The 10,016-nt window shown below is 70.5% G+C and carries 7 protein-coding genes; 2 read left to right on the top strand and 5 right to left on the bottom strand.

All coding sequences use genetic code 11. The features are described from left to right. Positions 1–169 precede the first annotated feature (169 nt). Both ACWCRB_RS34955 and ACWCRB_RS34950 read right to left on the bottom strand, forming a co-directional pair. Positions 170–1,078: a hypothetical protein gene (locus ACWCRB_RS34955; RefSeq protein WP_450999889.1), complete on the bottom strand. Its 909-nt coding sequence runs from the start codon at positions 1,076–1,078 to the stop codon at positions 170–172. Next, positions 1,075–2,076 carry an SPFH domain-containing protein gene (locus ACWCRB_RS34950; protein ID WP_369029415.1) on the bottom strand — a complete coding sequence of 334 codons (1,002 nt, stop codon included), beginning with the start codon at positions 2,074–2,076 and terminating at the stop codon, positions 1,075–1,077. Before ACWCRB_RS34950 ends, ACWCRB_RS34955 begins: the two co-directional genes overlap by 4 nt. A gap of 217 nt (positions 2,077–2,293) precedes the next feature. Here ACWCRB_RS34950 and ACWCRB_RS34945 point away from each other — a divergent pair, with 217 nt between their 5' ends. Further along, entirely contained in the window at positions 2,294–3,520 is a 1,227-nt protein-coding gene (locus ACWCRB_RS34945; protein ID WP_369029416.1) for an arginine deiminase, read from the top strand. 91 nt (positions 3,521–3,611) lie between these two features. Continuing rightward, the gene (gene argF, locus ACWCRB_RS34940; RefSeq protein WP_450999888.1) at positions 3,612–4,622 is read left to right on the top strand and encodes an ornithine carbamoyltransferase; all 1,011 of its coding nucleotides are present in this window, start codon (positions 3,612–3,614) and stop codon (positions 4,620–4,622) included. Positions 4,623–4,921: 299 nt separating this feature from the next. Here argF and ACWCRB_RS34935 read toward each other — a convergent pair whose 3' ends face one another. The 3 genes from ACWCRB_RS34935 to ACWCRB_RS34925 are packed head-to-tail and all read right to left on the bottom strand — an operon-like array spanning position 4,922 to position 9,902. After that, complete coding sequence (locus tag ACWCRB_RS34935; RefSeq protein ID WP_450999887.1) at positions 4,922–8,437, bottom strand: 5-oxoprolinase/urea amidolyase family protein; 3,516 nt, start codon at positions 8,435–8,437, stop codon at positions 4,922–4,924. Then, positions 8,434–9,081, bottom strand: coding sequence for an urea amidolyase associated protein UAAP2 (locus tag ACWCRB_RS34930; RefSeq protein WP_450999886.1), 648 nt, complete (start codon positions 9,079–9,081; stop codon positions 8,434–8,436). The genes ACWCRB_RS34935 and ACWCRB_RS34930 overlap by 4 nt, the downstream gene beginning before the upstream one ends. Then, complete coding sequence (locus tag ACWCRB_RS34925; RefSeq protein ID WP_369035844.1) at positions 9,078–9,902, bottom strand: urea amidolyase associated protein UAAP1; 825 nt, start codon at positions 9,900–9,902, stop codon at positions 9,078–9,080. The genes ACWCRB_RS34930 and ACWCRB_RS34925 overlap by 4 nt, the downstream gene beginning before the upstream one ends. Positions 9,903–10,016: the final 114 nt, after the last annotated feature.

Genomic DNA, 10,016 nt, shown 5'->3' with positions numbered 1-10,016 from the left:
TACCCGTTCCCCTCCCTGGGGGCTGCGCCCCCAGACCCCCGCTTGTCGGCCTGGACGGCCTCGTCCTCAAACGCCGGACGGGCTGAAAAACCTAGCCGGGGCGGAGCCCCCGATGGGGGTCCCCCCTCTGGGGGAGGGACGGGTAGGGGCGGCGGGGGCGAGGAAAATGTCAGCCCACCAACCGCAACCTCTCCCCACCCACCCCCACCCGAACCGTCTGCCCCCACGTCAACTCCACCGCGTCGCTCTCGATGCCGTCCCCGAAAGCGATCAGCCGTTCGGACTCGACCGTGAGGGTGAGCCGGCCGGCGGCCCCCAGCTCGCCCGCGACCAACGACGTCCCGGTCGCCGGAGACGGCCACGCCTCCCGTACGAACCACACCAGCCGGTCCTCCGTCGGACCCGGCAGGCGCGGACCGGCATCCGCACCGCCTCGCTCCTGCCACACCGACCGCAACCACCCACTCGCCCCGGTCCCCGTCCCCACCAGCACCCCGGACGAGGCCTGGGCCTCGACGACACCCCTGTCGTCGTCGAGGCTCAGGCGGTAGCGGGCGGTCTGGTGACCGGCGGCGCCGAGATAGATCTCGTTGAGGGCCAGCAGTCGTTGGGTGTCGTCGGCGACCGCCTCGACCATGGTCAGTTCGGAGCCGCCTGTTGCCGTCGCGAGTACCGACGGGAGGAGCGTCCGGGCGTCCGCCGGGCGGTGGCGTACCAGGACGCCCGGATTGCGGCCGGGGTCCGTGTCGATGCCCACCACCGGCTGCCCGGCCAGGTACTTGGCGACGTTCGCCACCAGCCCGTCCTGCCCGACCACGACGACCACGTCCTCGGGCGCGAAGAGGAAGCGGTCCAAGTCGGCCCGTTCCAGCTGCGTTTGACGCCATGTCAGAGGGATCGCGGCAGTCACCTCCGCCATGGACCGGCGAGTGCGGTGGTGGCGCTCGGCCACCTCCTCGATGTCCCGTCCCCGGGAACGGAGAAAGAAGGCGGCCTGGCCGTGCGTGCCGTGCCGGGCCACCAACTCCTCGTACTCCGTGGTGCGGTGGACCAGGACGGCCCGCGGAGCCAGACTCACTGCTGCGCTCCTCCCAGCCTGGCGAGCAGGCCGGTCAGTACGTCCGGTGACACCGTCACGCTGTCGATCCGGGGCAGGTTCTCCGCGAGCCGCGTGCCCGTCAGGGCGTGCAGCAGGGCCACGTCCGCGTCGGCGTGGGCACGCAGCCACGCCGCCTGGGCCTCTGCCCGTGCTTCGCCCACGCCCCGCACGCTCGCGGCCTCCGCCTCCGCCAGCCGTACCACTCGCGCCGCTTCCGCGTCCGCCCGTACCGCGTCGGCCGCCGCGTACTCCTCGGCCTCCCGGCGGGCGTTCGTACCCCGCTGGTCGACCAACTGCTCCTCCCTCCGGGCGAGTTCGATCTGGCTGGCCAGTTCGTTCTCGGCGATGGTCCGCTCGCGTTCCACGGCCACCGCCCGGCGTTCGTACGTCGCGCGGTCTGCCTCCTGCTGGATCTGCTCGCGGGCCGGGGTGCGCAACGCCCGCTCCACCTCGGGTTCCGGCCGCAGCGCCACCACCCGTACGGCCACCACCTCGATGCCCGTGGCCGGGAGGCGTGGCTCGGCGCCCAGCCCCGCCGCGACCCGTTCCCGCACCGACGCCACCCCGTCGACCAGCGCGGCCGACAACGGCGTACGGGCCAGGACGTCCAGGGCGTGCTGCTGGGCCGTCTCCGTCAGCAGCGTCGCCAGCTGCTCCAGGGGCGCGCCCCGCCAGACGCCCGTGTCCGGGTCGACGGAGAAGTCGAGGCGGGCGGCGGCGAGGGCGGGGTCGCTGACGCGGTAGGTGACGGTCGCCTGGACCGCCACGTCCTGGAAGTCGGACGTACGGGCATGGAAGGTCATCGCCAACTCCCGGTCGTCGACCGGGACTTCGGACAGCGTTGCGGTCAGCGCGCGGAACCAGAAGCTGAGCCCGGGACCGTCGTGCGCCAGTCGGCCGGAGCGTTGGTGGCGGATGTGGGCCGTGGGCGTGCCCCGCAGATGGCGCCAGCCGAGGCGCCGGGTGATGTCGGCCATGTGCCTGTCGTCCATCCCCTCGTCCGGTGCGGAGGCTGTCACCTGTGCGCAGGCGCCCTCCGCACCACTTGTCGTCATGTAGACGATATTCGGTCCACCTGGTTATCGTCAAGGGGACGAGATGGGGAGTGGGAGGGGGGAGTGGTGTGGCGAGGGTTATCCCGTAATATCCGCCGACCAGCGGGTGAACGCGGTTCGGAGTGGTCAGGATGGAGATATGGGATTCCATGTCGACTCCGAGGCCGGGCGGCTGCGCCGCGTCATCCTGCACCGGCCGGACCTAGAGCTCAAAAGGCTCACCCCCAGCAATAAGGACGCCCTTCTCTTCGACGACCTCCTGTGGGTGCGCCGTGCGCGCGCCGAGCACGACGGTTTCGCCGACGTCCTGCGCGACCGGGGCGTCGCCGTCCACCTCTTCGGCGATCTGCTCACCGAGGCCCTGGCGATCCCGGTGGCCCGGACGCTCGTACTGGACCGCGTCTTCGACGAGAAGGAGTACGGCCCGCTCGCCACCGACCATCTCCGGGCCGCCTTCGAGAACCTGCCTGCCGCCGAGCTGGCCGAGCTGCTCATCGGCGGCATCACCAAGCGCGAGTTCCTCGCCGCGCACGCGGAGCCGACCTCGGTCCGCTTCCATGTCATGGAGCTGGACGACTTCCTCCTCGGCCCCCTCCCCAACCACCTCTTCACCCGCGACACCTCGGCCTGGATCTACGACGGCGTCTCCATCAACGCGATGCGCTGGCCGGCCCGCCAGCGGGAGACCGTTCACTTCGAGGCGATCTACCGGCACCATCCCCTCTTCCGTGACGAAACCTTCCGCCTCTGGTCGGAGGGGCAGGCGGACTACCCCTCCACCATCGAGGGCGGGGACGTCCTCGTCATCGGCAACGGCGCCGTACTCATCGGCATGAGCGAGCGCACCACTCCCCAGGCGGTCGAGATGCTCGCGCACAAGCTCTTCGCCGCCGGGTCCGCCGAGACGATCGTGGCGCTCGACATGCCCAAGCGGCGCGCGTTCATGCACCTCGACACCGTGATGACGATGGTCGACGGGGACACCTTCACCCAGTACGCCGGGCTCGGCATGCTCCGTTCGTACACCATCGAACCGGGCGTCGGGGACAAGGAGTTGAAGGTCACCGACCATCCGCCGGAGCACATGCACCGGGCGATCGCCGCAGCACTCGGCCTCAGCGAGATCCGCGTCCTGACCGCGACCCAGGACGTGCACGCGGCCGAGCGCGAGCAGTGGGACGACGGCTGCAACGTCCTCGCCGTCGAGCCGGGAGTCGTGGTCGCGTACGAGCGCAACGCGACCACGAACACGCACCTGCGGAAGCAGGGCATCGAGGTGATAGAGATCCCGGGCAGTGAGCTGGGGCGGGGGAGGGGCGGGCCGCGGTGTATGAGCTGCCCGGTGCAGCGGGACGCCGTGACCTAGGAGAATCCGGCCGTATATAAATGTAACGAGTCGTATAGACTTCCATTCGTCTATGTCATGTACGTACTGCCGGATCACTTGGAGCGCCCCCATGGCGACTGTCCCGACCGCCCTCGCCGGGCGCCACTTCCTCAAGGAGCTGGACTTCACCGAGGAGGAGTTCCGTGGGCTGCTCGATCTCGCCGCGGAGCTGAAGGCGGCGAAGAAGGCCGGGACCGAGACGCGGTATCTGGCGGGCAGGAACATCGCGCTGATCTTCGAGAAGACCTCGACGCGTACGCGCTGCGCGTTCGAGGTCGCGGCGGCGGATCAGGGCGCCTCGACGACGTACCTCGACCCGTCGGGCTCGCAGATGGGGCACAAGGAGTCGGTGAAGGACACGGCTCGGGTGCTCGGGCGGATGTACGACGGAATCGAGTTCCGGGGGGACAGCCAGACGGCGGTGGAGGAGCTGGCGGCGTACGCGGGCGTGCCGGTGTTCAACGGGCTGACGGACGACTGGCACCCCACCCAGATGCTGGCCGACGTACTGACGATGATCGAACACGGCAGCGGCAAGCCGTTGAAGGAGATCGCCTTCGCCTACCTCGGCGACGCGCGCTTCAACATGGGGAACTCGTATCTGATCACCGGTGCGCTGCTCGGCATGGACGTACGGATCGTCGCGCCGCGGGCGTACTGGCCCGCCGAGGACGTCGTCGCCGACGCGCGGAAGCTGGCGGAGGCGAGTGGGGCGCGGGTGACGCTGACGGAGTCGGTGCCGGAGGGCGTGCTCGGTGTCGACTTCGTCGCCACCGACGTGTGGGTGTCGATGGGGGAGCCGAAGGATGTGTGGGCGGAGCGGATCGCTGCGCTGGCGGCGTACGCCGTGACGATGGATGTGCTGCGGGCGACCGGGAACGCGGACGTGAAGTTCCTGCACTGTCTGCCGGCGTTCCATGATCTCGGTACGAAGGTCGGGCGCGAGATATACGAGACGTACGGTCTGGAGTCGCTGGAGGTCACGGACGAGGTGTTCGAGTCGGCGCACTCGGTCGTCTTCGACGAGGCGGAGAACCGGCTGCACACGATCAAGGCAGTGCTGGTCGCGACGCTGGCGTGAGGGGATTTCGCCCCCGCCGCCCCTACCCGTCCCATCCCTGGGGGCTGCGCCCCCAGGCCCCCGCTACGGCCCTGAACGGGCCTTGTCCTCAAACGCCGGACGGGCTGGATGGAGCCGGCCGGGGCTGGAAGGCTGCGGTCGGGGCTTGAGGGTTGCGGTCGGGGCTTGATCTTTCAGCCCAGGTCCAGGTACTTCAGCCCGTCCGGCGTTTGAGGACGAGCGCGTTCAGCGCGACAAGGGGGGTCTGGGGGCGCAGCCCCCAGGGATGGGACGGGTAGGGGCGGCGGGGGCGAGGAAAATCAGGTGATCGGCGTAAGGATCAGCAACGCCGTCCCCGCCTCCACCTGCGCCCCCGGCCTCGTCAGGATCTCGTGGACCACCCCTGCCACCGGGGCATGTATCCGGGACTCCATCTTCATCGCCTCCAACGCCAGCAACGGCTGCCCCGCCGTCACCTCGTCCCCCGCCGACACGTTCAACTGCCATACCGACGCGGCGAATTCGGCCTCGATAAGGTGGCCCCCGGCCGGGACCGTCACCTCGGGAGAGGGGGCCGCAGGGCCCGTGTCCGCCTCCGCCCGCGTGAACTCGCCCGCCGCCTCCCACGCATCCCGCTCCGTCGAGAACGCCGCCCCCTGACGCGAGCGGAACTCCGCGATCGACTCGGCGTTCTCCGCCAGGAACTCCTCGTACTCCGCCAGCGAGAAGACACCCTCCTCGATGCGCGGCACGAACCGCCCCGAGGTGATGTCCGCGCGCAGTTCCAGGAGTTCGTCCGGTTCGACGGCGTACCACTTGATACGGTCGAAGAACCGCAGCAGCCACGGCGACCCCGGCTCGAACGCGCCGCGCTGCTGCCACCCCGACCACACCTGCGTCGTACGGCCGACGAATTGGTAGCCGCCGGGACCCTCCATGCCGTAGATGCAGAGGTACGCGCCGCCGATGCCGACCGAGTTCTCCGCCGTCCAGGTGCGGGCCGGGTTGTACTTCGTCGTCACCAGGCGGTGGCGTGGGTCCAGGGGGGTCGCCACCGGAGCGCCCAAGTAGACGTCCCCCAGGCCCAGTACGAGGTACTCCGCCTCGAAGACCGTGCGGTACACGTCGTCCACCGAGGCGAGGCCGTTCACCCGGCGGATGAACTCGATGTTCCACGGGCACCAAGGTGCGTCGTCGCGAACTCCCGCCATATAGCGGGCGATCGCCTCACGCGTCGCCGGGTCGTCCCAGGAGAGGGGGAGGTGGACCGTGCGGGAGGGGACCGTCAGGCGGTCCGCCGGGGGCATGTTCGTCGCGATCTCCCGTACGACTGCCAGGAGTTCGGACTGGGGGAGGACGGCCGGGTTCGCCTGGATCTGGAGTGAGCGGATGCCCGGTGTCAGGTCCGTCACGCCCTCCAGGTCCAGCTCCGTCACCGCCTCCATCAGCGCGTGGACGCGCATCCGGAGCGCCAAGTCCAGCTGCATCGGCCCGAATTCGACCAGCAGGTTGTCGTCGCCGCTGCGGCGGTACGTGATGTCGCCGTCCCGGGCCAGTACGCCTCCGTCGACAATCGCCGCCCGCTGTACGCCCGTTGTGTCCACGGGAGTGAAGCGCACCGTGTCGCCCGGGCGCAGCTGGCCCAGTTTCCAGCGTTCCGTGCTGATGATCGTCGCCGGGCAGACGAAGCCACCCAGCGAGGGGCCGTCCGGGCCCAGCAGCACCGGCATGTCGCCCGTGTAGTCCACGGCGCCCACGGAGTACGGCGTGTCGTGGATGTTGGACGGGTGCAGGCCCGCCTCACCACCGTCGGTGCGGGCCCAGCGGGGCTTGGGGCCGACCAGCCGTACGCCGGTGCGGGCCGAGTTGAAGTGGACCTTCCAGTCGGCCGCGTAGAAGTCGTGGATGTCCTCCTCGGTGAAGAACTCCGGTGCCGCGTGCGGCCCTTCGACGGCCCCGACGTGCCAGGGGGACGCGAACTCCGGGCGGTCGGCGGGGGGAACCAGGGTCCCCGAATCAGTCGTCGTCCCGCCGTGCAGGACGTCTCCCGTACGCAGCGTCCGGCCCCCGTGCCCGCCGAACCTGCCCAGCGTGAAGGTGGCCGCACTGCCGAGGAACGGCGGTACGTCCAGGCCGCCGCCCGCGAACAGCACGTACGTCCGCAGGCCCTGTTCGGTCGGGGCGCCGATCTCCAGTACGCCGCCCGCCGGTACCGTCACCGGCTCCCACTGCGCGACCGGCGTGCCGTCCAGCGTGACCGGTGCCGGAGCCCCGGTCACACAGATGGTCGTGGGGTGCGTGAACCTCAACGTCGGTCCCTGCAGGGTGCATTCGAGGCCGGGGGCGCCCTCGTCGTTGCCCAGGGCCCGGTTACCGAGCCGGAACGAACGGTCGTCCATCGGGCCGCACGGCGGGACCCCCACCTGCCAGTAGCCGGTGCGGCCCGGCCAGTCCTGGACCGTCGTCAGCGTTCCGCCGGAGACCACCTCGATCCGTGGCGTCGGATCGTTCACCCCCGCCAGGGTCGCCGTCGAGTGCGTCGCCGCGCGGAAGTCCCGGTCCGCGAGCGCCGCTCGTACCAGCCCCAGGTTCGTCTCGATGCCGTCGACCCGGGTGCGGGCCAGCGCCTCGTCCAGTCGGCGCAACGCGTGCGCCCGGTCGGAGCCGTACGCGATGACCTTCGCCAGCATCGGGTCGTACGATGTGGTCACCTCCGTCCCTGTTTCCACCCAGCCGTCGACGCGCACCCCGCCCGGGAACTCCACTCGTGTCAACAGGCCCGCGCTGGGCCGGTGTTCGCGGGACGGATCCTCGGCGTAGACACGGGCCTCGACGGCGTGACCGCGAGGGGTGCCCGGGTCCCGTACGACGTCCCGCTCACCCCGTGCCAGCCGCAGCATCCAGGCGACGAGGTCGACGTCGTAGATCTCCTCCGTGACCGGATGTTCCACCTGGAGCCGGGTGTTGACCTCCAGGAAGTACGCCTCCTCGCGGGCGGCGTCGTACACGAACTCCACTGTCCCGGCCGAGCGGTAGCCGACCGACGCGCACAAGTCTCGGGCCGAGTCGGCCAGTTGGGCCCGGACGTGGGCCGGAAGTCCGGGTGCCGGGGCCTCCTCCACCACCTTCTGGTTGCGGCGCTGGAGCGAGCAGTCACGGTCGCCGAAGGTCACGACCCGGCCCTCGCCGTCGCCGAAGACCTGGACCTCGACATGGCGGGCGCGTTCGACGAGCCGTTCCAGGAAGACACCGGCCGAGGAGAAGGAGGCCGCGGCGACGCGCTGCACCCGCTCCCAGGCCTCGGCGAGTTCGGCCGCCGACGCGCAGGCCGACATGCCGATACCGCCGCCCCCGCCGGTCGCCTTCAGCATCACGGGATAGCCGATGGTGGCGGCTTTCCCCAACGCCTCCTCCAGTGACGCCAGCAGGCCCGTGCCCGGTGCCAGCGGCACGCCCGCCGCCTCCGCCGCAGCCCGGGCCGTGTGCTTCGCGCCGAACAGCTCCAGCTGCTCGGGCGTCGGCCCCACGAACACGATCCCGGCGTCCTCGCAGCGCCGCGCGAAGGCCGCGTCCTCCGACAGGAAGCCGTACCCGGGATGGATCGCCCCGGCTCCCGTCACCTTGGCCGCCTCCAGCACCAGGTCGGCGTCGAGATACGACTCCTTCGCGGGCGCCGGACCGAGCCGCACCGCCTCGTCGGCGAGCCGGACGTGCGGGGCGGAGCGGTCCGGGTCGGAGTAGACCGCGACCGTGCGCAGGCCCAACTCCCGTGCCGTACGGATGATTCGTACCGCGATCTCGCCACGGTTGGCGACCAGCAGCGTGTCGAAGCTCATTCCGCGCCCGCCCCGGTGCCTGCCCCTTTGCCCGCCTCGGTGATGGTCATCTCCACCGCCGTCGGGTCGAAGCCGTTGCAAGGGTTGTTGATCTGGGGGCAGTTGGAGACCAGGACCAGTACGTCGCACTCGGCACGGAGGATGAGCCGGAGGCCCGGTGACGAGAGGCCGTCCACGATGCCGAGCGTGCCGTCCTTCTCCACGGGCACGTTCATGTACCAGTTGATGTTGGACACCAAGTCCCTTTTGCCCAGGCCGTGTTTGGCGCCCTCGGCGAGGAAGTTGTCCACGCACGCGTGCTGCGACCAGGTGTGATGGCCGTACCGCAGGGTGTTCGACTCCTTCGAGCAGGCGCCGCCGACCGTGTCGTGCCGGCCGACGTCGTCCGCGACCACGGTCATCAGGGGCGTGTGCTCGTTCGACATCAGGACACTGCCCGTCGTGAGGAAGATGCCGCCCTGCGCGTGGATCGTGTCGGGCGCGCTGTAGCGCACGGACGTGTCGTGGGCGTCGTACACGAGGAAGTCGACGGCCTGGTTGCCGTGCAGATCGGTGACGGTCAGTGTCTCGCCGGCGCGGACGACCGACGACCAGGCGGCGCGGGCCGGAACGATGGTCGTGCTCGTGGATGTGGACGTGCTCATGCGAGCCCCCTCGCGGCAAGGAATTCGGCGGTGTTCAGGAACGCGCGGCGTCCCTCGGGCGTGGCCTCCCACAGCGGGTCGCCGGGTGCGGTCGGACCGGCGCGCCAGGCCAGGACCTCCAGCGGGGTGCTGACGTAGTCCTCGCGCGGGTCGGCGGGGTGCGGGACGTTCGCGATGAGCACCGTGACGTCCTGCTCGGCGCGCAGCGTCACACTGCCGCCCGGTCCGGCCGAGCCGGTGAAGTCGAGGGAGCCGTCCTCGCGTACCTCCACGCCCTGGAAGAAGGAGAGCGAGGGCGGCAGATCGCGCGGCTGGAGGCCGTTCTTGGCGGCGGCCAGCTTGAACAGTTCACGGCCGGCGGGGGAGGGCGACTGCGGGGTGCCGTCGCCGTACCGGTCCGTGTTGCGTACGAGGGTGGAGGTGCCGCACAGCGCGTCGTGGCGCCCGGAGGTGTCCGCGACGAGGGTGGCGAGGACACGGCCCTGGTCGGAGAGGAGCAACTGCCCCTCGCCGAGGTAGGCGTTCCACTGGACCTTGACCGTGTCGGCGACGTTCAGCCGCTCCCAGGGCCGGTCCGCGACGAAGAGCAGCAGATGGGCGCAGGCGTCGCCGCGCAGGTCGGTCAGGCGCAGCTCGGTGCCCCTGGCCAGCACCCGGTGCGTGTAGTTGCCGCCCGCCACCGTCTCGGCCCACACCAGATGGCCCGCCTCGCAGGGCGGCGCCGGCCAGTCGGCGGCCGGGACGACGGGCATGGCCTCGGTCCGGGCGCCCTCCTGGGCACGGGCGTGGTCGCGGGCTCCGTACGTGGTCGATGTCCCCATCGCGGGTCCTCCGGCTCCAAGTCGTACTGCGGTCGTACTGCTCGTTGTCGTGTTCGTTGTGCGCGTCGTGTTCGTGCTGTTCGTGGTGCCAGTCGTCCTGGAACCTAATTTCTG

It is taken from the genome of Streptomyces sp. NPDC002156 (assembly GCF_053593675.1).
The sequence above is the reverse complement of the archived record's forward strand: the minus strand, read 5'-3'. Positions and strand labels throughout refer to the sequence as shown.